Genomic DNA, 25,178 nt, shown 5'->3' with positions numbered 1-25,178 from the left:
TTTATTTTAGTATGATATACTATCTAACCTAGGCAAAAATAAACATAAAAAATAAGATAAATTTTGACCTATTTGAAAAAAAAATTAGGATTTAATATTGCCATTTATACTAAAAAAAATTAAAGCGATAAAAGATAAAAAACTTAGTCTATTTCTACTACAAGATTTAAAAATAAACCACCGAAGTACCCAACGATACGCAGCTCGTGGTAGAATATTTGATGAAGATATGAAGACAATTAAAGCAAGTGATAAAATCCCTAGTGAATTTATTTATATGGCTGTTTTTGAGGGTCATACACGAGGTTTAAAGCCTCTTATTGAGTTTCCTGAGTTTGCTATTTTTGATAAGCCAACACACCTTATGGTACACCCCATTTCAAAAAATACAAAATACTCACTTTTAGATGAAATTAGACATCATTTTGGTGAAAATGCCAATTTAATACATAGAATTGATGCAGAAACATCTGGACTTGTAATAGTTGGAAAAAACAAAAAAAGTGAAAAAACTTTAAAAGATATGTTTGAAGAAAAGAAATATCATAAGTCATATTTAGCAATCGTAGAAGGTCATATAAAAGATGAAGTTACAATAGACTCAAAACTTGAAAAAGAGGGTTTAAATATTGGCGTTAGAATGAAAGCAGGAGATAGTGGAAAAGAGTCTTGTACTATTATAAAACCTATAAAATATAATGAAAAAAATAAGACAACCCTAATAGAAGCAATTCCATTAACAGGAAGACAACATCAAATAAGAGTGCATTTATATTCAATTGGACATAGAATTGTAGGTGATCCTATTTATGGTGTAGATGATGAAATTGCAGAGGATTATTTAAATAAATCATTAGATAAAAATTTAAGAGAGAAAGAAACAGGAAGTCATAGATTATGGCTTCATGCTAATTATTTAGAATTTACTTTTAAAAATATTACTTATAAAATAAAATCAAAAAATCCTGATATTTATAATTTTTTTAATAAAGAAGTAGGGCGATAAATAAATACCTTGAAAACTTTGCAATTACGACAAGTAAAATAAATAGTTTTAAATTAAACTTTAAAACTCCAGCTATGAAAGTAAGTGGGTCTCCTATTATTGGAACCCACGAAAACAAAATACAAAACCATCCATACTTATCAAAATACTTTTTGCTTTTTAATATAGACTTTTCTTTTAATAAATTTTTTTTTATTAAAAACTCTTCACCTTTTAATCCCAAAAAATAGTTAAGTATAGAACCTAATGAGTTTCCAAGAGTTGCTATAAATACTAAATAAACAATATTAAAACCCTCTTTAATATCATAAATAAGTAAAGCTTCACTTCCAAAAGGAATTAATGTTGCAGAAATAAAAGCAGAAAAAAATAGAATTAAATATGTCATTTAATTCTAAATATCTTTTTTACTTTTGATAAAGGAACCTCTGAAATAAATACACCGAATAATATTGTTACAGATGCAATTAATTCAATAATTGTAAGTTTTTCATTTAATACAAGAAAAGCTAAAATAAGAGTAAACACAGGAATTAGATATATAAAAATAGCTGCTTTTGATGCTTCAATTTTCGTAAGTGCATAATTATATAAACCATAACCACCAAGAGTAACCACAACACCTAAATACAGAACACATAAAACTGAAGTAAGTGTTATACTAAAATCAGTTGTAAAGACTTCATAAAGGAAAAATGGAAAGAAAAAGATTGCTCCAATAAATACTTGAATTGCTGTAATAAATAAAGCCGAATACCTATTTGCTAAATATCTTGCAACTATTGTATATCCAGCACCACAAACCATTGCAAGAAGTTCGAAGAAATTCCCAAGAATAGGGTTTGGAGCACTTATACTTGATGTACTTTGTAAACTTAACCAAACAACTCCAGCAATTGCTATAAAAGAACCTACAAGTAATTGCTTAGTAATAATTTCTTTTAAAAAATATCCAGCAGCCATTGCAGTAATTACAGGCATCAATGAAGTTATCATTCCAACTTGAGAAGCTGTTGTAAGCTGAATAGCCTTAGCTTCAAATATAAAATATAAACATGGCTCAAAAAAAGCTAGAAGAATGATGTATTTAATATCGCGTTTAGAAAATTCATATTTTAAAAAACTTTTTATAAAATAAACAAAACAAAGAGAGGCTATTGCCATTCTAAAAAATATTACGGTGTAGGGTTCTAAATCATTCATAGCTAATTTTAAAGCAATAAAAGAACTAGCCCAAATAAACATAGCAAATATTAAAGATAATATTCCTATAAAATTAAAGTCTTTTTTCAATTTTTTTTCCAATCTATTTAAATAATTTCCGTATTATACATATAATTTGCAATAAGTAAAGTACTTTATAATAAATTTAAGATTTTTTAGATATAATTCATCTTCAAAAGAGAAGCACTGAAAATACATCGGTATTTTGAGTGCTCTTCTTTAGACCCTTACAATTATTATCAAAGACAACGCCCCAGGATGGGAACATAGCAAGGCACCTTTTTTAATGGTGTGTTTGGGTATCTGGAGAAGAGTACTTTTTAAGTACTCTTTTTTTTTGCACTATTTTTAATAAAATACAATTACTACAATAAATCTTCAAAATTTGAATTTAAAATCAAAAGCTTTTTATCACTTTTATTATAAATAAATCTTTCATCATTATCTTTTATAGCATTTAGAATTGTTAATTTTATATCATTTTGTGATTTATGATTTCTCTTCATGAAAAGTGTAAACTCTTTTAATGTAATAAATTTAGAAGTTTTATTAAAAACAGTATCATTAGTTTTTTTAAGTTCCTCGATTTGAGGTTTATAAATAGAACGCATTTCGTTAAATGCACTTTGCAAAAGTTTTATTTCTGAATTTAAAACACTCATCATATCTTTTTGATTTCGTTCTAATCTATTTATTTCAGATATATATTGTTTTTTCATCCATTTTTGTGATTTTTTTAATAAAGCAATTTGTTCATCTTTAACCTCAATAATTAAACTTACATCATTATTTTGATTTGTTTTATTAGAAGTACTTACTTTAGTAGATTCATTTTCCATTTTATCAGTGATATAAACAAAAATTTTACCAGATTGTTTAATTGATTTTAATTGATTTTTTTTTATTCTATAGTGTACACCTTGTAAAGAAAGCCCAAGGATTTGAGCTGCTTGAGTTGTAGTAACTAATCTTTCCAAGGTTTATACCCTACATCTTTGCAGAGTCTATTTCTATTACCGTATGCACATTTCCTCTTGGTTTAAAATCAGCAATAACTTTTAACCATCTAGGACTTAATTTTTCATATAAAGTATCAAATATTTCATTTGCAGAATTTTCATGTGAAACTTCTCTAAACATAAATGTATTGATATAAATTTTTAATGCTTTTAATTCTATAACTTTTTCATCTGGAGTATATTGAATTTTAATAGTTGCAAAATCTGGATATCCACTTCGTGGACATTTTGCCATGAACTCAGGTAATTCAATATCTATAATATAATTTTTTTTATTTGTATTTGGCCAAAAGTTTTCATCGTTGTTAATATCAAATTCTCTTATTTCTCTTTCACCATATTTCATTTCCATATTTTTTATAACCTTTATTAGTATTAATTTAGGCAATTTTATCTAAATATTACTTACAATTATTACTAATTGAAAAAATACATTAATTTATGTATAATCCGTGAAATTGATAAATATTTAAAATAAGAGAGAATTATGACTGATAAAATATATGATATTGTAATAATTGGTGGAGGTCCCGGTGGAATAGGCTGTGCAATTGAAGCCTCATCACATAAAATAGGTGAAATTTTACTAATTGAAAAAACTGATAACCACTCAAATACTATTAGAAAATTTTATAAAGATAATAAAAGAGTTGATAAAGACTATAAAGGTCAAGTTGCAACTTTACAAGGAAATGTAGATTTCTTTGATGGAACAAAAGAGACAACGCTTGATTATTTTGATGATTTACTTGATAGTGATAAAATTGATTCTTCTTTTAATACAGAAGTAGAAAAAATTGTAAGAGTTGGCGAATTATTAGAAGTTCATACATCAAAAGGTATAGTAAAAACTAAAAATGCTGCTGTTACTATTGGTAAAATGGGTAAACCCAATAAGCCTTCTTATAAAATCCCTCCATCAATTAGATCACAAGTTAATTTTAATCTTGATAAGTGTTCAAGAAATGAAAAAATTTTAGTAGTAGGTGGTGGAAATTCAGCTGCTGAATATGCATACGATTTAGCAGATCAAAACAATAACATAACTTTAGTTTATAGAAAAGCTGAGTTTTCAAGATTAAATGAAATTAATGAAAAAACACTACTACGATACCATGGCGAAGAGAAACTAAGACTTAGAATGAGTACAGATATTGAGTCTTTAGAAAATGAAGCTGGAAAAGTAAAAGTAAATTATAATGATGGTTTTTCTGTTCTTTATGACAGAGTAATTTATGCAATTGGGGGAACAACTCCTGTTGATTTCTTAAAATCCTGTGGTGTTGATGTTGACGAAAATTCTAAACCAATTTTTGATGAACATCATGAAACAACAGCAAAATGTGTTTATGTGGCAGGTGATATTGCACTTAAATCAGGTGGATCAATTGCTATTGCTTTAAACCATGGATATCATATTGTAAATAATATTATTAGAAAAAGAGGTCAAATTTTCTCTCATACTGATATTGTTGCAAAACTAGAAGAATCTAAATAAAAACATAGCTTATTAGCTATGTTTTTAGACTATTAAATATGGAAGTTCAATTTTAAATATTGCTCCTAAATTACCATTTCTACAACTAATCTCTCCATTTAATTGATTTACAACAATATCATAAGATAAATATAAACCAACTCCAACACCTTTTGAATTAAACTTAGTTGTAAAATAAGGTTCAAAGATATTACTTATAATATCTTTATCTATTCCACCTGCATTATCTTCTATTTCTATTATTACACTATTTTTTGTTTTTAATACTCTTATATTTATAATTTTTTGTTTTAGAGACTTATTTTTAATTAAAGCGGTTCTTGCATTAATTAAAATATTATATGCAACCTGAGATAAAAGATTTGGAACAGTTTTTATATTAATATCTTTATCAATAAAATCAAACTTAACTTCAATAAAATTACTTTTTAAAGTATCTGAATGCATTATGATTAAATCAAAAATGATATTTTCTAAATTTACAATTTCAATATTACAACTATCATCTGAATATTTACTAAAAGTATCAATAGTTTTAGTAAGATACGCGATATTTTCCATAACTACTTTATAACTATTATTAAACTCATCATCTTCTAATATGTTCAATTCTTTTTTTAATTTTAAACCAGAAGTTACTGTTGATATTACAGATAAAGGCTGTCTCCACTGATGTGCAATATTTCTAAGAAGTTCACCCATTTGTGCCATTTTGGATTGCTCATAAATATATTTTTCTTGGTTATGTCTTTTTTTTACTTCATCTTTAACTTTTAAATCTAAACTTTCATTTAATTCTTTTAACTCTTTAGTTCTTATCTTTACTTTTTTTTCTAATAAAGAATATGATTTAAATACTTCATCATCTTTTTTCTTTAAATACTTTACCATAAGGTTAAAATTGTTAGTAAGCTCATATATCTCATCTTCTGAGCTTTTATTTACTATTTCTTTATAGTTTCCTCTTACAATTGCCTTAGTACTTTCAGTAAGCATTAAAATAGGTCTTAGAAGCCATTTTGTTAAGAAAAAGATAAAAAAAGATAGGAAGATAAAAGACACAAGTGTCATAAGTAAAAAATTTTTATAAATATTATATAAATTTTTATTGTATTCATCAAGTGAAAAAGCTATATGTACCCAACCCCAATTATAAGAAGTAACTTGAATAGGGTAAACATAATGAAAAATATCTTCATTGCAAATAGAACAATTTATAATAGCATTTTCAATTTTTTCTGTTTGTAAAGATCTTGCATTATCAGCAATTTTAGAAAGAGATATCCACTTATTATTTTTAATTAAAATAGCATCTTCATTATTTTTATTGAATATAAAATATTTAATCAGATTATTCTCTTTTAATATTGAAAAAGAGTTTTCTATAATAGCTCCATAATCATCAGATAAAATAGCTTCCGTATTGGCAATGATAATTGTTTTAACAATGATATTAGCTTGATTTTCCATAATTTTTAAATTAGCTTTTTTTTGATCATGGATATTTATGATTCCATAAGTAATAAGTATAAAAGTAATTATTACTAATATTGAAAGATAAAACTTTACAAAAAGATTAAATTTCATTCTTTCTTATACTTGCTTTTTAGTTTTCTATATCCTTGGTAATAATCATATAACTTATCTAAATCACTTTTTTCAATACGACTAATTTCTTTAACTTTTAAGATATCAAAAAGTTCATGATTATCTTCATTAATAAAAAAACTACTTATAGATTTTTTAAATACTTTCATATTATCTGATGTATTTTTTTTATTAAAAAATATAAGTAAATTTGGGAAAATTTCGGGGCTTGTTTCTAAAATATTTATTTTTTTATTTATTGCGGGATTTAACTCAAGCATAATATCGTATTCATTTGAAGTTATTACAGCTGCATCATATTTATTAAAGTAAACTTGTAATAATAAGGAGTTTTTATTATTAAAATTTATTTTTGACATTATATCATCAATATTTTTTTTACTATTTTCTAAATAAATTTTTTCAAAGAAGAATTTTCCAAACTTATTTTCTTTGTCAATAGCAATTTTTTTATTTTTTAGATCTAAAATATTATTAATATTACTATTTTTATTAACAATCAAATACATTTTCTCTAATGACTTATTTTTACTTTTACCTAATTGCCAATAATCAATAGTATTTTCATCAATTTTTTCTTTATTATATAAATAAGAATAAGCAACTAAAGAAATAATATCTAGTTTACCATTATTGTAATCATCAATAAAATCTTGTTTATTATTATATGGTACTAAATTAATATTATTATTAATATTTTTAACAAAATCATTTATCCAAATATCTAAAGCACTTTTCGAATTTTTATAATTAGATATAATATCTTCATCATGATAGTATGCAACATCAATATTTTTTGTTTTTCCATTTGAATACATAATTAATGGTAAAAAAAGAAGTATTAGTATTTTAAAGTTCATGCTAGAAGATATCCTAATAATTAGTTTAGTAAAGAAGTTTTTAGAGACTAAAAAAGTCTCTAAAAAGTTTTAAACGTCTAAGTGTTCAACGTCTTTTGCATGTTCTTCGATATAGTTTCTTCTAGGTTCTACTTCATCACCCATGAATAATGTAAATGTATCAGATGCAACTTCAGCATCTTCAACAGTAACTCTTAAAAGTCTTCTAGCTTCAGGAGTCATTGTAGTTTCCCATAATTGTTCAGGATTCATCTCTCCTAGTCCTTTATATCTTTGGATATAAGCACCTTTTTTAGCTAAATCTTCAATTTCATCTAAAATTTCAATTAAATCTCTACCTTCAAACATAGAAATATCTCTTTCAATTAGCTTACTAAAGATGTATGTAGCCTCAGAAAAATAAGGTGATGCAAATAATTCATCATCAATAATAAGTTCTTCTAAACCAGCTCCTGTTTGTACAAACAGTTGTATTTTAGTATCAGTAATTGTTTTAGAAAGAATATTATAACCCTTAATATCAAGGAATGATTTAACTTCTTCAAATAATTTATCAAACTCTAAATTAACCAAATCAGAATTTTCAATTAAGTGCTTTAATACTTCAGGTAAAGAGTATCTTTTTTCTAATTGAGCTAACATTCCTCTATATCTTGAAACAGTTTTAAATAAATCAACTAAATCGTTATAACCTAAACCTTCAAAAGTAAATGATTCTAAACCATTTTCAATTAAGAAGTTAGATAATGCTGTATCATCTTTTAAATAAGTTTCATTTTTACCTTTTTTATATCTGTATAAAGGTGGTTGTGCAATATATAAGTAACCACTATCAACAATAGGTCTTAAGAATCTAAAGAAGAAAGTTAAAAGTAAAGTTTGAATGTGAGATCCATCAACATCGGCATCCGTCATAATAATAATTTTATGATATCTTACTTTTTCAGCATTAAAATCTTCACCAATTCCACAACCAATTGCAGTAATCATATTTCTAATTTCATCTGATTTTAAAATTTTATCTAGTCTTGATTTTTCAACATTTAAAATCTTACCTTTTAGTGGTAAAATTGCTTGATAAACTCTATCTCTACCTTGCTTAGCTGAACCACCCGCTGAATCCCCTTCTACTAGATATAATTCTCTAACTGCTGGATCTTTAGATTGACATTCAGCTAATTTACCTGGAAGTGTTCCAACTGTCATAGCATCTTTTTTTCTAGTTAAATCTCTAGCTTTTTTTGCAGCTTCACGTCCACGTGCTGCCATTAAAGCTTTTTCCATAATAGCTTTTGCTTGTTGTGGGTTTTCTTCAAAATGTTTTACTAATGATTCAAATGTAACTTTTTGACAAATAGGTTTTACATAAGAAGACCCTAATTTACCTTTTGTTTGACCTTCAAATTGTGGTTCTGGAACTTTTACTGAAATAATTGCAATAAGACCTTCTCTTACATCATCACCTGTAATTTTTGCATCTTTATCTCTTGCTGAAGCATTTTCATTTACATATTTTACAATTGCACGAGTAAGTCCAGCTTTAAAACCTGCTTCATGAGTTCCCCCATCAATTGTTCTAATATTATTTACAAATGAAAGTGTTTTTTCAGTATACGTAGTATTATATAAAACAGCAAAATCTGCTTCAATATCATCTTCACTTACGTTAAATGAAACTGCTTCAGTAACAGCTGTGTCTTTATTTATATCATTAGCAAATTGTGCAAGTCCACCTTCAAAATGGTAAACTTCTTTTTTATTAACTCTTTCATCTTTTAATTCAATAGTAATACTTGGATTTAAATATGCAATTTCTCTAAATCTTTTTGATAAAATATCAAATTGGAAATTTACAGTTTCAAAAATAGTTTGATCTGGCCAAAATTCAATTGTTGTACCAGTTTTTTTACAAGTATCAATAACTTTTAAATCTTCAACTGGAATACCTGTTGTAAATTCTTGATAATGTACTTCATTATTTTGGTAAATTGTCATTTTTAATTCACTAGATAGCGCATTTACAACAGAAACACCTACTCCATGAAGTCCACCTGATACTTTATAAGTATCTTTATCAAATTTTCCACCAGCATGAAGTACTGTTAATGCTACTGTTGCAGCTGATTTTTTCTCAGTAGGATGCATTCCTGTTGGAATACCTCTTGCATTATCTGAGATTAAACAAGATCCTTTTTTTGTAATAGTAACTTTAATAGTATCACAGTATCCTGCCATTGCTTCATCAATAGAGTTATCTACTACTTCATAAACACAGTGATGTAAACCATTTACACTAGTATCTCCAATATACATACCTGGTCTTTTTCTTACTGCTTCAAGACCTTTTAAAACTTTTATATTGCCAGCGCTATATTCATTACTCATTGGTGGTTTCCTTTTCTATTTTTCTAAAACAATTGGCATTACAATTGTATAAAATTTTTCATCTTCTAAATAAAATGGTAAGTTTGATTCGTTAAAACCTACTGTTATTTTTTCATTGTTTGTCATACTTAAAAAATCTAATAAGTATTTTGCATTTACTGCTAAGTAAAACTCTTTATCTATATTTAAATCCATATCAATTTGAGTTTTAGATTCTGTATCTTCATCTAAAGATTCAAAAACTATTCCTGTAGAATTAAATGTAACTTTAATATTTGAGAATAGTGAAGTTACAAGTTTAATTGATTCTATTAATATATTTTTTGGTAAAGATAAATTGTATTTTAAATTTTGTGGAATAATTCTTTCATAATCTGGATATTTACCATTGATTAATTTTGTAAAGAAAGTCATTTTATCATTCGATATTACAAGATTTGTTTCATCATAGTTTATACTTGCTTCATCTAAAAAAAGTTTTTGTATTTCTATTATTGCTTTTTTAGGAATAATAAATTGAGATTCTTCATTGTTAATATTTTGTAAATGTGAAATTGCTAATCTTCTAGTATCTGTTGAAACAAAATTTATTTTAGAATTTTTTATATCTATTAATGCACCATTTAATTCAAATTTAGGATTGTTATTATCAATAGCAGGTGTAATTTTTCTTACTGAATTAATAAAATTTAATGTTGAAATATCTAAGTTTTTTAAATTATCAGATTTAGTTAATGATGGATATTCATTAGCATCATACATTGGTAATTTAAAAGTAGATTTATTTTGTTTGATAATTATATTATTAGCAACTACTTCGAATATAATATCTTCATTTTTTAATCTTTTAATAATACCTAATAAATTAGAACCATTTGTTGTAGCTTTTCCATCTACGCTATCAGATATATTTTCAATATGTGATTCTAAACCAATTTCATAATCTGTTGCTTTTAAAATTAATTTTCCATTTGTAGTTTCTAGATATATATGTGATGTAATAGAACTAGCATCTTTTTTCTCTAAAAAAGGTTGCATTGATGATATTACATTTTCAATGATATTTTTTGTAATTACAAACCTCATTTTATCTCCTATTTTTTTATTTAAAGTAGTGGTAGTAGTAGAGCATGTGAAAAGATGAAAACACATCTTCGTAAACGATTGAGTCGAAACTCTTTCATGTGACTAAACGAAATGAAATATTCACACCTTTTCACACAATCTCTTTAAACTTTTTCAAGCTTGTTACTTTTACCACTCCTTATTTATGATTTTATTCTTTAAATTTTCAATAATTAACTTAAAGTTTTCGTCTTTTTCAATTAACTCATTTGCTTTTTTAATATTATGAGAAATTGAACTGTGATCTTTCATTCCAACGAACTTTGCAATATCTGGCATTGAGTTATGTGTAAGCTCACGTGCAAGATATATAACAACTCTTCTAGCATTTGCTACCGTTGCTGTTCTTTTCTTAGATTTAATATCACTAGGTTTTATATTAAGCTCACTTGCAACGATGTTTATTACATCAGGGAGTTTAATATTTTCTTTTGTTTCTTTTATTTGATCTTTTAATAAACCTTGAACCATTTCAAGATTAATTTCTTGGTTTAAAAGCGATGCAGACGCATTAATCCTAATTAAAACACCTTCGATTTCTCTAATTGAGTTATCTAAATTTGTTGCAATAAAGTTAATAATTTCTCTACTTAATGAAATACCGTTTAATTCAGACTTCTTTTCAATAATTGCAATTTTAGTTTCAAGTCCAGGTAATTGAATATCAGCTGTTAAGCCCCATTCAAACCTTGATTTTAATCTATCTACTAATCCTGCAATTTGAGACGGTAGTCTATCTGAAGTCATAACTATTTGTTTTTTTGCATTGTGTAATTCATTAAAAGTATGGAAAAACTCTTCTTGAGTTTGTTCTTTTCCCGATAAAAATTGAATATCATCGATTAATAAAACATCACATTGTCGGTATTTAGACCTAAAGTGTTCCATATTTTTATTTTTAATTGAGAAGGTAAAATCATTCATAAACTGCTCAATTGTTACATAAATTACAGTTTGACCTTTTTCAATTGCGGCATTTCCAACTGCTTGAAGTAAATGCGTTTTCCCCAGACCAGTTCCACCATAAATAAACAATGGATTGTATTGAATTCCAGGTTTATTTGATACAGCTAATGACGCATTATAGGCCATTTGGTTTGATGAACCTACAATAAATGAATCAAATGTATATGATGGATTTAATATTGTACTTTCAGCAGTTTTATTTTCAATCCGTTCTTTGATAATCTCTTTTTTTGACTTTTTTTCACCTGCAATTTTTATTTCAATTGTTGGTTTTGTCCCATCATATATTTCAAAACAATGTTGAATTACATCTGTGTATTTACTTTTAATCCATGAGGCGATATATTTATTAGCAACTTCAAAAATTGCAATATTATCGTCAGATGATATTTTTTTATATACAAGTTGCTTTAAGTATCTGTTGTAATCAGCAGAACTAGCTTCTTTTTGAATAATTGATAAAAACTCTTTGTGTGTCATTTAGTATTAACTCTTTTATTTATAAATAGTAATTATTATATCCAATTTTTAATAAAACTTATTAAATTACAATTTTAGTAACTTTATTAGTTCAAAAAAGACAAAAAAGATCTTAATTGTATATTTTACAAACTTTACAGATTTTTAGACTAATTAAATGTTGTACACATAGTGAATAACTCGTGAATAACTCATGTTGATTAAGTGAAAATTTATGTAAATAATACCATTATACGGGCTTAAGAACAAGTGAATAAAAAAATGAATAAAAAGAGTAAATAAGTGAAAATACTAGGAATTGACCCAGGTACAAGAAACTGTGGGTACGCAATAATAGAGAAAAATAGGGGTAGTATTAAGCTTATTGAAGCAGGTTTAATAAAAATAAAAGCAACAATTTTGCAAGAGCAAATTATGGAGATGACTGAAGGTTTTGATATGATTTTTAAGAATCATACAATAGATGAAGTTTCAATTGAAGATATGTTTTATGCATTTAATCCAAAAACAGTAATAAAATTAGCACAATTTAGAGGTGCTATTTCTCTTAAGATTTTACAAGAATTTGGAAATTTTGCAGAATATACTCCACTGCAAGTTAAAAGAGCAGTTACAGGAAATGGAAAAGCTGATAAGACGCAAGTTGCTTTTATGGTAAAAAAACTTCTTGGAATAAAAAAAGAGATAAAACCTTTAGATATAACAGATGCAATTGCAATTGCAATTACTCACTCACAAAGAATAAAATAGTGAACTTATTTCTAGTCACTTTATTTGCTATATTAGGAATTATTTGGGGTAGTAACTTTATTTATATGAAAATGGCTGCTGTTTATATAGATCCTATGCAAGTTGTATTTTATAGAGTTTTATTCGGATTTATTCCTGTATTTTTGTATGCAATATATAAAAATACTATAAAACTAGAACATTTAAAATATTCATTTCATTTTTTTATAATGTCCTTATTTGCTGCTGTAATTTATTATTATGGTTTTGTAAAAGGTTCTTCTTTACTTTTATCTGGAATTGCAGGAGCTTTAAGTGGTTCTGTCCCATTATTTTCATTTTTAGTTGCAAGTATTTTTTTAAAAGAAGAGAAGATAACTAAACTAGCAAGCATTGGCGTAATAGTTGGGTTTATAGGAATTATATTAATTAGTGGTGTTATAAATGAAGATATAGAAGGAAGTAATCTTGAAGGAATCCTAGCTATTGTAATAGGTTCTTTAAGTGTAGGTGCTTCTTTTATTTATGCAAAAAAATTTATAACTCCTTTAAAAATAAAAGCAGCGGCATTAGTTACTTATCAACTAGGCTTTGCTCTTATAATTTTATTGTTAATAACAGATTTAGAAGGTATTAATTATATCTGGAATGATTTTCATAGTGCAATTGGTATGGTCTTAGGATTAGGATTATTAGGGACAGGTGTCGCTTTTATTGGCTACTATTATTTAATAGAAAAATTGGGAGCTTTAAAAGCTTCTTCTATTACTTATATTCCTCCAGTTGTTGCACTTTTTATTGGTTTTTTTATTGTTGGAGAAAATATAAAGTTACTTGACTTTATTGCAACGGCTTTTATTTTTATTGGTGTATTTTTAATTAATAAAAGAAAAGCTTAGTTATAATTCGATTTATATAACAATAGGACAATAAATGAAAAGAATAGGTATTTTAGCTTCATATAATGGAAGTGGCTTCCAAACTATAAAGAAAGCTTGTGATGAAGGTATACTTAATGCACAAGTGAATGTAGTTGTATCTAATAACACAAATGCAAATGCTTTAAAAAGAGCAGAGCAAATGCAAATACCTAACTTTATAATTAATGCTAAGAAGTATCCAAATGAAGATTTAGATGAGAAGATTGCAGAACTATTTAAAGAGTTTAATTGTGATTATATTTTTTGTTCAGGATATATGAAAATAATAGGTTCAAAATTAATATCTTCATTTGAAGAAAAGATTATAAATACTCATCCTGCATTACTTCCTTCTAAGTATGGAGGAAAAGGAATGTATGGAAGATTTGTACATGAAGCTATTATAAAAAATAATGAAAAAAAATCAGGGGTAACTATTCATTTTGTAAATGAAAAATATGATGATGGTAGAATTATTTTGAAAAAAGAACTTGAACTTTTAGATGATGAAACAGTGGATTCTTTAGAAAGTAGAATAAAAGATTTAGAATCATTAGCAATTGTAGAGGCTTTTGAAAAATTACTAGCCTAAGCTAGTAATTTTTAATTAAATACTGAGTTTAATTCTTCAGCAGTTTTAATATATTTAACATCAGATACTTTACCATCTGTTATAGAATATACTGTAATATTATCTTCTTTTTTAGAAAATGATTTTGTTTGCTCTTCATCAACTAAAAGTATAGAAAAATCATATTTTTTCATTTTTGGTAATGCAAAAAACTTTGAAATTAAGCTTGGCATTCCTGAGATATCAGCTACATAATAAGCTTTATTAGCTTCTAAAAAACCTTTATCTTTTGCAGAGATATAATCTCTTAATATTTCACTTGTACCTTTATCCCCAGCAACTAAAATAGTTTTAGCGTCAGCACTAATTTTTTGAGCTTTCTCAAATTGATCTTTAATTTCAAATGTTGGTGTAGAATCCCCAATACTTAAAGCGTTTGCAAATGTTGCAACAAATAATAAAACTGAAAATAATATTTTTTTCATTTTTTCTCCTAAATTTTTAAATTGGCAGATTGTACCTATAAAAGATAAATGAAAAGTTAATCTAAAAATAAATTTTATTATTTAGATAAAGTAGGAAGATTCCAGCCTTCATAATATGCTAGTAATCGCAAAATAACACCAAAGATAAATACACCTATTAGTGCAGGAATACTTTGTAAATCAAAGATATGTAAAGCATAAGTAATAAGACCAACTATAATTGCAATTGTTGCATAAAACTCTGATACTAAAATAGATGGTACTCTATTTATTAATATATCTCTTATTGTTCCACCACCAACTGCTGTAATAAAGGCTAAAATGAGTACTCCTAAAAAGTTAAATTCATTTTCAATTGCAACTAATGATCCTGTAATTGCAAAAGATACAAGACCTACTGCATCAGAGATTATAAAGGCAGTTTTACCCTCTATATCAGCAATTTTATGAAGTTTAAATATAAGTGATATAATAACTGTTGCTATTACAAGTATTACAGGAAGGGTGTCAGTAAATACATAAGGTGTTTTTGAAGCTAAGACATCTCTTGTCATTCCACCACCAAGTGCTGTTAAAAATGCTGAGATAAAAACTCCAAGAATGTCAAGTTTATAATGTACTGCAATTAAAAATCCACTTAGTGCAAAACAGATTATTCCTATTAAATCAGCTATTTCTAATGCAGTCATTAATTTACCTTAGTTATAATTTTTCTGATTATACTAAAAAAGCTATCAAAATTTGTTAAAAAATTGATAAGCCAGTTTTACTTGTGAATAATTCTAAAGCTTTTGTACCTACTAAAGAATTTCCTTGCGCATTTAACTCAGGTGAATATACGCAAATTGCCATTTTTTGAGGAACAATAGCTACAATTCCACCTCCAACACCACTTTTTCCAGGAAGTCCAACTTTATATGCAAAATCACCTGAAGCATCATAGTGACCACAAGTTAACATTAAAGAACTTGTTCTTTTTGCTTTTGATATACTTGTTATTCTTTTATTTGTAAGAGGGTCAATACCATGGTTTGCTATATATTGCATTGATTGCGCAAGTTGAGAAGTACTCATCATAATAGAGCATTGTTTAAAATATGTATTTATAACAGTATCAATTTTATTATGAATATTATCATAGCTTTTTATCATATTTATTAATGCAAAATTTTTAAATCCATGTTCTAGTTCTGATGTATAAGTATCTTTATCATAAGTGATAGTTTCATCATTTGCAACTTTTTTTATAAAATCTAAGATATATTCAAAAGTATATTTTTTATGAATTGAAACTAGGGTATCTGTAGTTACTATTGCACCTGCATTTATAAATGGATTTCTTGGAATACCATTTTCATATTCAAGTTGAACTAAAGAGTTAAAAGGGTCACCAGAAGGTTCATGTCCTACTCTTTTGTAAAGATTTCTTCCATATTGTTCTAAAGCAAGAGAAAAAGTAAAAACTTTTGAAATACTTTGAATTGAAAATTTATGGTTTACATCTCCAACTCCAAAAGAAGTTCCATCAAATAAACGAATCGACATAATAAATTGATTGGGATCTACTTTAGCAAGTGCTGGAATATAATCTGCAACTTTACCTTGTGAAAAATAAGGTTGAATTTCTTTTTCTATTTCTTCGATTATTGTTTGATAATTCATTTGTTCTCGATAATTTTTTATAATTTATAAGGATTATACAAAAATAATCTTGAATATAGTCATTTATATTTTGAATAAAAAGAGGATTATAAAACCCCCCTTTTTTATTTTTGTATTATGTATTGTATAGTAGGACCACTACTATCAATTTTTAATACTTTATATCCATGATTTTTCATATCAATTGGAATATTATTTATACTTTGTGGACAATCACTAATAATTTCTAGTATTTCTCCAACTTCTAAACTTTGCATTGCTTCAAGTGTCTTAACAGCAGGATAAGGACAAGGTTCACCTTGCATATCAAGTCTGTAATCTGGAGTAATATTTTCTTTATTCATATTAATTCCCTTTTTTCTGTAATTTTATTCTATAGTTTTTTTCCAATTTCAAAATTAATAAAAACAATAAGAATAAAAAAATGTAGTTCATAAATAAACCACCATATTGACCAAATGATTCAAGGAGATTTATTTTTGGCCATGAAGTTGCTAATGATAAAGAAAACCCATCCCACATAAATGCAAGTAAAGTAGCACCAATTACATTCCCAATACCAACAATCCAAAAATGAACTTGACCTTCAACAGCTCTATACATCCATCCACATTCACAACCACCAGCTAATACAATACCAAAACCAAATAATAATCCACCAATAATTGCATTAGGTCCAGCCCACATAATTTTTGCAGGGGTTCCAATCATTATATAAGAGAAAACTCCAATAGTTGAAACAGCCATCCCTATCACAATCGCAATCGCTAATTCACTTCTTCCTGTAGTAAAAATATCTCTAAATGCAGATGTAAAACAAATCTGAGCTTTAGCAATCAACAAACCAAAAGCAGCTCCAAAAAGCATTGCAATTCCTAGTTTTTGACTATTTACAATAAAGATTAAATATAAAGCCCAAATAATCATTGCTACAAAGACAAAAGAACCAATAGTAAATAATGATTTAACTTTTTGTTTACTTTCATCTGAATTTTTATTTAAATCTTTACTACAAGAAACTTTTTCTAGTTTAATTTTTGATTGAAAAAAAGAAAGCATTGTTACTTTTGTTCCTAAATAAACACCAATAATCATTGCAAGAGTAAAAAACCATGCATGCGCTGAAAACTGAGGAATACCTGTAAATAAGCTAGCAAGGTTACAACCCATTCCAAGTCTTGCACCAAATCCAGCTATAATTCCACCAATTAATGCTTGTGCAATTCTAATTTTACTTGCAGGCATTCTAAGTTTTACATTATTACCCCAAAATGCTGCTGCGATACATCCAGCAAACATACCTATAATCATAACACCATCAACTCTTGTTAGACTATTTCCATTCATATTCATAATTTTATAATAGCCCCAATCGCTAATATCAACGCCAGCTAATTGTAAAATATGTCCACCCCATCGAGTAAACTCTCCTGTAACTGCCCAATATGTCCCTGTAATACCAAAGTAATAAGCTGCAAGTACACCTAATGCTATAACTGCAGGCGTAGGACGCCAGAATGCAACTAGGTATTTTTCTTTAAATTGCTTGAAATAGTTCATGCAAATTTCTCCTAACAATATGTTTTAATTTTGAAGTTTTGGATATAACTCTTATGATTTAAAAGTTTAAGTACCCTAAAAAGATGAGATTGAAGATTAAACTGTAATCTCTATTTGTGCCACAAATCTGATGGAATAATAATTAAATATAACTTAATAATAATTTGAATGGTAAAAAATTATTTACTATTTATTGTAATATTATTAACTAATTTAATAATTCCTTAAAATAGACTTGTATATTTAAGCATATTTTTAGTATAATCCGCGAAATTAATAGAAAAAGTTTTTTTGCAAGAGCTTTTTCGTAAAAACTAATAAAAAGAGATCCCATGAGAGATATTAGAAATATTGCCGTTATCGCACACGTTGACCACGGAAAAACTACATTAGTAGACGAATTATTAAAACAATCAGGAACTTTTACTGCTCACCAAGAAGTAGATGAAAGAGTTATGGATAGTAATGATATTGAAAAAGAAAGAGGAATTACAATTCTTTCTAAGAATACAGCTATTGATTATGAAGGTGTTAGAATTAACATTATTGACACTCCAGGCCATGCTGACTTTGGTGGAGAAGTTGAACGTGTTCTTAAAATGGTTGATTGTGTACTTTTATTAGTAGATGCTCAAGAAGGTGTTATGCCTCAAACTAAGTTTGTTGTTAAGAAAGCTTTACAATTAGGTCATAGACCAATTGTTGTTATTAACAAAATTGATAAACCAGGTTCTGATGCAGATAGAGTTGTTGATGAAGTATTTGACCTATTTGACCAAATGGGTGCAAATGAAGAACAATTAGAATTCCCAGTTGTTTACGCAGCAGCAAGAGATGGTTATGCAAAACTTTCATTAGATGAACCAAATGAAAACTTAATTCCATTATTTACAACTATTTTAAATGAAGTTCCAAAACCAAAAGGTTCTGATGAAAATGGTCTTCAATTACAAGTATTTACACTTGATTATGATAACTTTATTGGAAAAATTGGTATTGCAAGAATCTTCAATGGTACTATTTCTATGGGTGAAACAGTAGTTTTAGTTAAAGCTGATGGTGAAAGTATTAAAGGTAGAGTTACTAAACTTATTGGATTCAAAGGTGTTGATAGATTTGACATCCAAACTGCTGGTACTGGTGATATTGTTGCTGTTGCTGGTTTTGAAACAATTGATGTTGGTGATTCACTTTGTGATCCTACTAATCCAATGCCATTAGATCCTATGCATATTGAAGAGCCTACATTATCTGTAACATTTGCAGTAAATGATTCTCCATTAGCTGGAACTGAAGGTAAATATGTAACTTCAAATAAAATTGATGAAAGATTAGCTGCTGAAATGAACACTAATATTGCTATGAATTATGAGCAAACTGGTGAAGGTAAATTTAAAGTTAATGGTAGGGGAGAATTACAAATTTGTATCCTAGCTGAAAATATGAGAAGAGAAGGTTTTGAATTTTGTATTGGAAGACCTGAAGTAATTACAAAAGAAGAAAATGGTGTAAAAATGGAACCATTTGAGCACTTAGTAATTGATACACCAGATGAATTCTCAGGTGCAATTATTGAAAAATTAGGAAAAAGAAAAGCTAATATGACTAACATGGTTCCAATGGGTTCTGGTTATACAAGATTAGAATTTGAAATTCCAGCTAGAGGATTAATTGGTATTAGAACTGAATTCTTAACTGAAACAAAAGGTGAGGGTGTTATGAATCACTCATTCTTAGATTTTAGACCTCATTCAGGTGTTGTTGAATCTAGAAAATATGGAGCATTAGTTTCTATGGAAAATGGTGAAGCTGTTGGTTATTCAATCTTCAACTTACAAGATAGAGGGATTATGTACATTAAACCTCAAGATAAAGTTTATAACGGAATGGTAGTTGGTCAACATGCTAAAGGGAATGATTTAGATATCAATCCAATTAAAGCTAAACAACAATCAAATGTTAGATCTTCGGGTGCTGATGAAGCTATTAAGTTAGTACCTCCAAGAATTATGTCTTTAGAAAATGCACTAGAGTGGATTGAAGAAGATGAGCTTGTTGAAGTTACACCTCTTTCAGTAAGAGTTAGAAAAAGAGAACTAGATCCAGTTGCTAGAAAAAGAACTGCTAAAAAAGTTAAATTCTCATAATAGAATTAGATTTATCTATTTTATTAAAAGGATGAGCTTTTTAGCTCATCCTTTTTTTTTACAAAATTTTTAGACAAAAGGGTTTATATGTCCGATATGAAGATATTTAGGATTAGACAAAATTTAATAAAAACAAAAAAATAATAGGAGATTTTTTCTCCTATAAAAAGGAGAAAAAATGGAAAATATTAAAGATTATATTATAATAATTGGAATTGAATTTATTACAGTTTTTACAAGCTTTATATTTATTGGCAACTAGCCTTATTATAAATTACGAAAATTTAATAGGCAAATAATAATTTGCTTTAAACTGTGAGCTATTATCAAAGAAATCATTCTTCTCAAACTTAATGTATGAGGGAATGGTTGTAGCTTCATAGCCACTATTTGGTAACCAATAGTGATATACCCACTGAATTAACTTTAAAATATCCTCATACTTACCTTCAAAAGGAAACTTTGCACATAAACCATCATACAAATTAAAAAATGGTAAATTACTATTTTCAACAATATCTTCTTTATCTACCATAATTGCAGCCACATAATGACAATCTTCAGCTTTTGTAATAATTGGATTATCATGGTAAATACCAACTTGAGAATAGTTTATGACATTATTTGTATAAACCCAAGCTTTTAACTTTTGCCATGTTTGTCTAGCATGTGTTCCTAAACCTTTTTCTCTAATATAATAAGCTACTTTTTTTTCTATTTTAACAATTTGCGCTTCTATTAAAGAAAAGTCTTTTTTAATAAGACTTAATGAAGAATTAGAGTTTATTATTTTGTCAGAGAATTCTTTGTATCCACCTTTTCTCCATTGCTTTGGTGTTTGATTAAACCTTTGTTTAAAAGCTCGTAGAAATGATGTTTGAGAACTATATCCACACATTGATGCAATTTTACTAATAGTTGAACCTTGATTAGTAATTAATAGGTTGGATGCTTTTTGTAATCTAATTGATTTAATTGTTTCATATATATTTTCACCCATTTGTTCTTTAAAAATTCTATGAAAGTGAAACTTACTTATTTTAAATTCAATTGCCATTGCAGATATATTTATATCTGTATCGATGTAAGTATTTATATAATTTACCATTTCATTAGCTATTTTACAGTGTTTTAATGATGTTTCTTTCTTATGCATTTTTTAATCCATATGAGTTTTATATATTATAACAATAATAGAGTAAATTATTAGCACTAAAGGATAATAATTTAAGCACTAAATATAAAGCTATAAACTTTTTTATTGGTTATTATTCTATAAAAGGATTAAAGATGACAAAAAGAGATTTAAGTATTGCATTATTTATAACATTTATTTGGGGTATTAATTTTTCATTTATAAAATTAGGATTATCTTCTTTAGATCCATTTATGTTAGCAGCACTTAGGTTTTTTCTTTGTTGTTTTCCATTAGTTTTTTTTATTAAAAAACCTGATGTAGAATTTAAATATATTGTTTCTTATGGTTTATTATTTGGAGTGGGACTTTGGGGCGTGTTATATTTAGGAATGTACTTTGGTGTCTCAGCAGGTGTTGCTTCTATTGTTTTACAGCTAGGAGTATTTTTAACTGTAATATTATCTTATATAATTTTAAATGAAAAAATCTATATTCATAATAAAATTGCATTTATTATTGCATTAATTGGAATTTTCTTGATATTTTTACTTGATGATGGAACAGTTACAGTATTAGGAATGATGTTTGTAATATTATCTTCAGTATCTTTTGCATTTTTGCAAATAATAGTAAAAAAAGCAAAGACTAAAGATGTATTTTCATTTCTAGTTTATTCAACACTTTTTCCACCTATACCTCTTCTTTTATTATCATATATAACAAATGGAGATGTTGTTTTTATAGATTTTTTTAGTAATATTGATTCTAATGCAATTATTTCAATACTTTTTCAAGTATATCCAACAACGTTATTTGGTTATTATATTTGGAATATATTATTAAATAAATACAAGGTATCACAGATATCTCCACTTAGTTTGCTAATACCAATATTTGGTCTATTAGGTTCATATTTATTTTTTAATGAAGAAGTTGGATTTTATAAAATATTAGCTTCTTTGATAATTGTTCTAGGATTAGTTATAAATACTTTTGGTGCTAAAGTATTTACTAATTTAAAAAGAGTCGATAAAGACTAAAATAACAGAGATAACTTTCATAAAAAATTATAATATTAAATAAAATGAAAATTATCTCTATAAAAAGGAAAGAAGAAAGTAAATCCAATTAGGGAGATTGGTTTATATCTAGCTTTGGCTTATAGTAGGAGGCCATAAAACGTATTGTATATATTAATTGCTAAGATACTTTTTACTTCTTGGTTTGAAATCAAAGTTATTAATCAGTTTTGTTTTTTAATATTTATTATATTGGAGGAAAATAGAACAAATACTGATGTAAATATTATGAAATTCATAAAGAAATTATATACTCAAATGATTAATGAATGCTAAACAAAAAGTTAAGATTAGTTAACAATTTTTTTGATTGAATTAACCAAGTTTAAAATCTCTTCTTTTGTTTGTGAAAAATGAATAGAAACTCTAATCCATCCTGGATTTTTATCTAAATCTAAATCTTCTAAACCTAATAAATCATGCCCATAAGGACCAGCACATGAGCATCCTGCTCTTGTTTGGAAACCATTTTGTTCTGATAGTTTTGAACATAATTCATAAGGGTCTAAATTTAAGATATTAAAAGAGATTATTCCAATATTATCTTCTTTTTGATTCCCATAAATTTCACAGTTTGGAATTTTTGAAAGTTCATTTAAAAATATCGTTTTTAATTCTTCTTTCCTTTTTTTTATAAAGTCAAAACCTATTTCATTTCTTAATTGATAGGCTAAACTTGCACGAATAAGTTGTAAAATTCCAGGAGTTCCTGCATCTTCTCTAGTTTCTATATTTTTTTGATAAACATGACGATCTTTATTTACATATTTAACAGTTCCTCCACCTGCAAAAGTAGGAGATAAACTAACATCTACTAAGGATTTCCTAATTACTAAAAGTCCACAAGAGCCAGGACCTCCTAGTAACTTATGAGGAGACATAAACATAGCATCGTAAAGTTCAGATGGAATATTCATATAAGGAGATGAGGCAGCAGCATCAAAACAAATGATTGCATTATAAGATCTTAATATTTCTGAAATCTTTTTATACATAGTAATAATTCCTGTAACATTTGAAGCTACACAAAAAGAAGCAATTATTTCTCTATGTTTATTTTTTTCTAATACTTCTTTTAGATGGTCTAAATCAATTAAGCCAGTTTTACAAAGTTTAATTCTTTGTATCTCGCATAAAGCTTCTCTAAAAGAAACTTCATTTGAATGATGTTCATAAGGTCCTACAATTACTAAAGGCAGTTTACTTTTATCAACTTGTATATCATATCTTTTTTTTGTTGCAGGGGGAATATACAGACCTAAAAGTTCTTGAAAATGCTTAATAGCAGCAGTTGTTCCACAACCATTTGGAAGTATTGCAAACTCATCATTTATTTCTAAACTTTTTGCTAAATTTGCTCTTGCCATCTCATAATAGTTACTTGTTGTATCTGCATTTGATGACTCTTTTGAGTGAGTATTTGCATATGTTTCTAATACATCATGTATTCTATTTTCAATTTGTCTAAAAGCTAAGCCTGTTGCGGTGTAATCAAAATACTCTTTTTTATTTTTTCCAATAGTATTATATCTTATGTAATCAAGAGTATTTGTATTAGTATTTAAGAATGGTTTGAAAACTTTATTGCTCATTATTTTACTCTATATAAAAGGATTAAAATTTACTTTTTTTAAGTCATGTGCTAACTCATTTGCTTTTGTTGTTGGAGCATCTAAAACAATGATATGACCTTTATTTGTTAATTTTATTTTTGAAGCATCATGCTTTTCTAAAATATTTGCTAAACTTGTAAAATCTGATGCTTTAAAGTTTAGTGATGGGACTTTACATCCCACATAACTTTGACCTTCTACTACACTTTCATTTATTCCAAAGTGTTCGCCTTTTGTAGTTGTAGTATCTTCTTCTAAAATAATTGTCTTTATTTTAAAATTAATTGATGATTCTAAGATATTAGTAAACTGATCAATTCCCCATGTTTTAATTAAAGATGAAAAAGTACTTTTTTTAATATCTGTTCTATTTCCAAAGTCTTTATAAATATTGGCAATAGCTTTTGTTGTATTAACAATTTGAGAAGATGTAATATAACCTATATGTTTATCAATAACTTTCACTGAAAATAAAACTTTATTACTTTTATATGAATTAGCATTAAAAGTAATATCAGGCACTTCATCAAGGTTACATCCTTCTTTACAGCCACTAATTGCTACTTGAAATTTATTTGGTAAGTTAGAGAATTTTTTATTTCCAATAAATGTAGTATTTAATTTACTTGCAATTGCACTTACATCTGTCAATTGTTTACAATCAACTGTGTTGATAGGACAAGTTATAACATTTCTTACAGTATGTCCAGATTCAAAAATAGTACTTAAATTTACATTATGTAGAAGATTAAAAATATGTGGTAAGTTATGCATTTTTAAATATTTAAATTCAATTTTTTGACCATGATTAATATCTAAAGAACTTTTTGCATAATCTTTTGAGATAAAAGCAAGAGTTTTAAGCTGCTCAACATTTAATTCACCTAGTGGCAAAGGAACTACTATTTTATAATAGTCTGTATTATCTTCATGCTGATAAATTCCATACCATTGAAATCTAATTAAATCTTTTGGCGTTACTCTTTCACCTAAAACTGCATAGATATAGATGTCACTTAAGACATCTAATCCATCTTTTTCTTTTTTTATTTGTTCGATATTTAAAGTTAAATTATTTGACATTATATAGCCTTACAATTCCA

At 26.7% G+C, this 25,178-nt stretch carries 24 protein-coding genes; 7 read left to right on the top strand and 17 right to left on the bottom strand.

Features of this window, described 5'->3' with window-relative positions; all coding sequences use genetic code 11:
- Nucleotides 1–97: 97 nt before the first annotated feature.
- On the top strand, nt 98–1,006 hold the full coding sequence (locus tag KO488_RS10755) for an RluA family pseudouridine synthase (protein WP_216058813.1): 909 nt from the start codon (nt 98–100) through the stop codon (nt 1,004–1,006).
- Here the strand turns inward: KO488_RS10755 and KO488_RS10750 are convergent.
- The 4 genes from KO488_RS10750 to queF all read right to left on the bottom strand — a co-directional run bounded on the left by KO488_RS10750 (nt 984) and on the right by queF (nt 3,595).
- On the bottom strand, nt 984–1,394 hold the full coding sequence (locus KO488_RS10750) for a YqaA family protein (RefSeq protein WP_216058812.1): 411 nt from the start codon (nt 1,392–1,394) through the stop codon (nt 984–986). The genes KO488_RS10755 and KO488_RS10750 overlap by 23 nt on opposite strands.
- Complete coding sequence (locus KO488_RS10745; RefSeq protein ID WP_228319127.1) at nt 1,391–2,299, bottom strand: DMT family transporter; 909 nt, start codon at nt 2,297–2,299, stop codon at nt 1,391–1,393. The genes KO488_RS10750 and KO488_RS10745 overlap by 4 nt, the downstream gene beginning before the upstream one ends.
- A 296-nt stretch (nt 2,300–2,595) precedes the next feature.
- Nucleotides 2,596–3,207, bottom strand: a complete 612-nt coding sequence (locus tag KO488_RS10740; RefSeq protein ID WP_216058811.1) for a helix-turn-helix domain-containing protein — start codon at nt 3,205–3,207, stop codon at nt 2,596–2,598.
- Between the two features lie 10 nt (nt 3,208–3,217).
- A complete protein-coding gene (gene queF, locus KO488_RS10735; RefSeq protein ID WP_216058841.1) occupies nt 3,218–3,595 on the bottom strand; it encodes a preQ(1) synthase in 378 nt (125 codons plus the stop codon).
- Nucleotides 3,596–3,736: 141 nt separating this feature from the next.
- On the opposite strand from queF, the gene KO488_RS10730 reads away from it, so the two are divergent.
- Nucleotides 3,737–4,747: an NAD(P)-binding domain-containing protein gene (locus KO488_RS10730; protein WP_216058810.1), complete on the top strand. Its 1,011-nt coding sequence runs from the start codon at nt 3,737–3,739 to the stop codon at nt 4,745–4,747.
- Nucleotides 4,748–4,771: 24 nt separating this feature from the next.
- Here the strand turns inward: KO488_RS10730 and KO488_RS10725 are convergent, their stop codons facing one another.
- From KO488_RS10725 to dnaA, 5 genes are all read right to left on the bottom strand, one after another.
- Nucleotides 4,772–6,334, bottom strand: coding sequence for an ATP-binding protein (locus KO488_RS10725; RefSeq protein ID WP_216058809.1), 1,563 nt, complete (start codon nt 6,332–6,334; stop codon nt 4,772–4,774).
- Complete coding sequence (locus KO488_RS10720) at nt 6,331–7,215, bottom strand: PhnD/SsuA/transferrin family substrate-binding protein (RefSeq protein WP_216058808.1); 885 nt, start codon at nt 7,213–7,215, stop codon at nt 6,331–6,333. Before KO488_RS10720 ends, KO488_RS10725 begins: the two co-directional genes overlap by 4 nt.
- Before the next feature lie 69 nt (nt 7,216–7,284).
- The gene (gene gyrB / locus KO488_RS10715) at nt 7,285–9,600 is read right to left on the bottom strand and encodes a DNA topoisomerase (ATP-hydrolyzing) subunit B (RefSeq protein ID WP_216058807.1); all 2,316 of its coding nucleotides are present in this window, start codon (nt 9,598–9,600) and stop codon (nt 7,285–7,287) included.
- A gap of 15 nt (nt 9,601–9,615) precedes the next feature.
- Complete coding sequence (gene dnaN, locus KO488_RS10710) at nt 9,616–10,686, bottom strand: DNA polymerase III subunit beta (protein ID WP_216058806.1); 1,071 nt, start codon at nt 10,684–10,686, stop codon at nt 9,616–9,618.
- 168 nt (nt 10,687–10,854) lie between these two features.
- Nucleotides 10,855–12,171, bottom strand: a complete 1,317-nt coding sequence (dnaA, locus tag KO488_RS10705) for a chromosomal replication initiator protein DnaA (protein WP_216058805.1) — start codon at nt 12,169–12,171, stop codon at nt 10,855–10,857.
- Nucleotides 12,172–12,453: 282 nt separating this feature from the next.
- Between dnaA and ruvC the strand changes: the two genes are divergently transcribed.
- The 3 genes from ruvC to purN are packed head-to-tail and all read left to right on the top strand — an operon-like array spanning nt 12,454 to nt 14,412.
- On the top strand, nt 12,454–12,921 hold the full coding sequence (gene ruvC, locus KO488_RS10700) for a crossover junction endodeoxyribonuclease RuvC (RefSeq protein ID WP_216058804.1): 468 nt from the start codon (nt 12,454–12,456) through the stop codon (nt 12,919–12,921).
- Entirely contained in the window at nt 12,921–13,799 is an 879-nt protein-coding gene (locus KO488_RS10695) for a DMT family transporter (protein ID WP_303572453.1), read from the top strand. Before ruvC ends, KO488_RS10695 begins: the two co-directional genes overlap by 1 nt.
- A 34-nt stretch (nt 13,800–13,833) precedes the next feature.
- The gene (gene purN, locus KO488_RS10690) at nt 13,834–14,412 is read left to right on the top strand and encodes a phosphoribosylglycinamide formyltransferase (RefSeq protein ID WP_216058803.1); all 579 of its coding nucleotides are present in this window, start codon (nt 13,834–13,836) and stop codon (nt 14,410–14,412) included.
- 11 nt (nt 14,413–14,423) lie between these two features.
- Here the strand turns inward: purN and KO488_RS10685 are convergent, their stop codons facing one another.
- The 5 genes from KO488_RS10685 to yedE form a co-directional block, all read right to left on the bottom strand.
- The gene (locus KO488_RS10685; RefSeq protein ID WP_216058802.1) at nt 14,424–14,876 is read right to left on the bottom strand and encodes a hypothetical protein; all 453 of its coding nucleotides are present in this window, start codon (nt 14,874–14,876) and stop codon (nt 14,424–14,426) included.
- A 77-nt stretch (nt 14,877–14,953) separates the two neighbouring features.
- Nucleotides 14,954–15,565 (bottom strand): trimeric intracellular cation channel family protein, encoded by a 612-nt coding sequence (locus tag KO488_RS10680; protein WP_216058801.1) that lies wholly within the window; start codon nt 15,563–15,565, stop codon nt 14,954–14,956.
- A 55-nt stretch (nt 15,566–15,620) separates the two neighbouring features.
- Nucleotides 15,621–16,538, bottom strand: coding sequence for a glutaminase (locus tag KO488_RS10675; RefSeq protein ID WP_216058800.1), 918 nt, complete (start codon nt 16,536–16,538; stop codon nt 15,621–15,623).
- A gap of 104 nt (nt 16,539–16,642) precedes the next feature.
- The gene (gene yedF, locus KO488_RS10670; RefSeq protein WP_216058799.1) at nt 16,643–16,882 is read right to left on the bottom strand and encodes a sulfurtransferase-like selenium metabolism protein YedF; all 240 of its coding nucleotides are present in this window, start codon (nt 16,880–16,882) and stop codon (nt 16,643–16,645) included.
- A 1-nt stretch (nt 16,883) separates the two neighbouring features.
- Nucleotides 16,884–18,098, bottom strand: coding sequence for a selenium metabolism membrane protein YedE/FdhT (yedE, locus tag KO488_RS10665; protein ID WP_216058798.1), 1,215 nt, complete (start codon nt 18,096–18,098; stop codon nt 16,884–16,886).
- Between the two features lie 332 nt (nt 18,099–18,430).
- Here yedE and typA point away from each other — a divergent pair, with 332 nt between their 5' ends.
- Nucleotides 18,431–20,245, top strand: a complete 1,815-nt coding sequence (gene typA / locus KO488_RS10660) for a translational GTPase TypA (RefSeq protein WP_216058797.1) — start codon at nt 18,431–18,433, stop codon at nt 20,243–20,245.
- Between the two features lie 274 nt (nt 20,246–20,519).
- Here typA and KO488_RS10655 read toward each other — a convergent pair whose 3' ends face one another.
- A complete protein-coding gene (locus tag KO488_RS10655) occupies nt 20,520–21,401 on the bottom strand; it encodes an AraC family transcriptional regulator (RefSeq protein WP_216058796.1) in 882 nt (293 codons plus the stop codon).
- Between the two features lie 134 nt (nt 21,402–21,535).
- On the opposite strand from KO488_RS10655, the gene KO488_RS10650 reads away from it, so the two are divergent.
- Complete coding sequence (locus KO488_RS10650) at nt 21,536–22,423, top strand: EamA family transporter (RefSeq protein ID WP_216058795.1); 888 nt, start codon at nt 21,536–21,538, stop codon at nt 22,421–22,423.
- Nucleotides 22,424–22,752: 329 nt separating this feature from the next.
- Here KO488_RS10650 and KO488_RS10645 read toward each other — a convergent pair whose 3' ends face one another.
- Entirely contained in the window at nt 22,753–24,054 is a 1,302-nt protein-coding gene (locus KO488_RS10645; RefSeq protein WP_216058794.1) for an aminotransferase class V-fold PLP-dependent enzyme, read from the bottom strand.
- 9 nt (nt 24,055–24,063) lie between these two features.
- On the bottom strand, nt 24,064–25,158 hold the full coding sequence (locus KO488_RS10640) for a sulfite reductase (protein ID WP_216058793.1): 1,095 nt from the start codon (nt 25,156–25,158) through the stop codon (nt 24,064–24,066).
- Between the last annotated feature and the right edge of the window lie 20 nt (nt 25,159–25,178).

The sequence above is a fragment of the Poseidonibacter lekithochrous genome, assembly GCF_018861145.1.
Taxonomy (GTDB): Bacteria; Campylobacterota; Campylobacteria; order Campylobacterales; family Arcobacteraceae; genus Poseidonibacter; species Poseidonibacter lekithochrous_A.
This window is presented reverse-complemented; position numbering and strand designations above follow the sequence as displayed.

Excerpts from the sequence above, each read along its gene's own strand:
- KO488_RS10750 (WP_216058812.1), bottom strand. The coding sequence starts at position 1,394 with ATGACATATTTAATTCTATTTTTTTCTGCTTTTATTTCTGCAACATTA.
- queF (WP_216058841.1), bottom strand. The coding sequence starts at position 3,595 with ATGAAATATGGTGAAAGAGAAATAAGAGAATTTGATATTAACAACGAT.
- KO488_RS10730 (WP_216058810.1), top strand. The coding sequence starts at position 3,737 with ATGACTGATAAAATATATGATATTGTAATAATTGGTGGAGGTCCCGGT.
- KO488_RS10725 (WP_216058809.1), bottom strand. The coding sequence starts at position 6,334 with ATGAAATTTAATCTTTTTGTAAAGTTTTATCTTTCAATATTAGTAATA.
- KO488_RS10720 (WP_216058808.1), bottom strand. The coding sequence starts at position 7,215 with ATGAACTTTAAAATACTAATACTTCTTTTTTTACCATTAATTATGTAT.
- gyrB (WP_216058807.1), bottom strand. The coding sequence starts at position 9,600 with ATGAGTAATGAATATAGCGCTGGCAATATAAAAGTTTTAAAAGGTCTT.
- dnaN (WP_216058806.1), bottom strand. The coding sequence starts at position 10,686 with ATGAGGTTTGTAATTACAAAAAATATCATTGAAAATGTAATATCATCA.
- dnaA (WP_216058805.1), bottom strand. The coding sequence starts at position 12,171 with ATGACACACAAAGAGTTTTTATCAATTATTCAAAAAGAAGCTAGTTCT.
- purN (WP_216058803.1), top strand. The coding sequence starts at position 13,834 with ATGAAAAGAATAGGTATTTTAGCTTCATATAATGGAAGTGGCTTCCAA.
- KO488_RS10685 (WP_216058802.1), bottom strand. The coding sequence starts at position 14,876 with ATGAAAAAAATATTATTTTCAGTTTTATTATTTGTTGCAACATTTGCA.
- KO488_RS10680 (WP_216058801.1), bottom strand. The coding sequence starts at position 15,565 with ATGACTGCATTAGAAATAGCTGATTTAATAGGAATAATCTGTTTTGCA.
- KO488_RS10675 (WP_216058800.1), bottom strand. The coding sequence starts at position 16,538 with ATGAATTATCAAACAATAATCGAAGAAATAGAAAAAGAAATTCAACCT.
- yedF (WP_216058799.1), bottom strand. The coding sequence starts at position 16,882 with ATGAATAAAGAAAATATTACTCCAGATTACAGACTTGATATGCAAGGT.
- yedE (WP_216058798.1), bottom strand. The coding sequence starts at position 18,098 with ATGAACTATTTCAAGCAATTTAAAGAAAAATACCTAGTTGCATTCTGG.
- typA (WP_216058797.1), top strand. The coding sequence starts at position 18,431 with ATGAGAGATATTAGAAATATTGCCGTTATCGCACACGTTGACCACGGA.
- KO488_RS10655 (WP_216058796.1), bottom strand. The coding sequence starts at position 21,401 with ATGCATAAGAAAGAAACATCATTAAAACACTGTAAAATAGCTAATGAA.
- KO488_RS10650 (WP_216058795.1), top strand. The coding sequence starts at position 21,536 with ATGACAAAAAGAGATTTAAGTATTGCATTATTTATAACATTTATTTGG.
- KO488_RS10645 (WP_216058794.1), bottom strand. The coding sequence starts at position 24,054 with ATGAGCAATAAAGTTTTCAAACCATTCTTAAATACTAATACAAATACT.
- KO488_RS10640 (WP_216058793.1), bottom strand. The coding sequence starts at position 25,158 with ATGTCAAATAATTTAACTTTAAATATCGAACAAATAAAAAAAGAAAAA.